Below are 457 nucleotides of genomic sequence, written 5' to 3'. Positions count from 1 at the left end.
CGAGTGGCCATGCATTACCTACTGAAAAGGAACTTTGTGCGCGCTTTGATGTCAGTCGTATGACTTTGCGCCAAGCTATAAAATTGTTAGCCGAAGATGGCATCGTAGAGAGTACAAGAGGGAAGGGCCACTTTGTTATTCCACAAACAAATGCCCAACACGCTTCAAGTATGCATCAATTTAAGCATCCACTTGATCAAATATTGCTAGCTCGCGTATCTATGTCATCAATTAATTATCGTGTTGATTTAGAAAGTGAATATACAAATCATTTGTTTGCAAACCATCCTTCTGCCGTCATTGCAATGGAACGCTATTATCAAAAAAAAGACAATCATTCTAAGCAAGCTGATGCATTTTGTTTTACCTTTATACCATTAAATGTCATTGACACATTTAAAGTGAATACACAAAACGAAGACGACATGAAGACGTTCGTTGAGCAAACGATTTATAG

Annotated in this window: 1 protein-coding gene; it reads left to right on the top strand. The window is 37.9% G+C overall.

Annotated elements, in window-relative coordinates:
• A partial coding sequence (locus GUI43_RS35240; protein ID WP_146765988.1) for a GntR family transcriptional regulator occupies positions 1–457 on the top strand: 457 nt, incomplete at both ends.

Source organism: Micromonospora noduli, from assembly GCF_003264365.1.
In the GTDB taxonomy this organism is placed as follows: domain Bacteria; phylum Actinomycetota; class Actinomycetes; order Mycobacteriales; family Micromonosporaceae; genus Micromonospora; species Micromonospora noduli.
The sequence above is the reverse complement of the archived record's forward strand: the minus strand, read 5'-3'. Positions and strand labels throughout refer to the sequence as shown.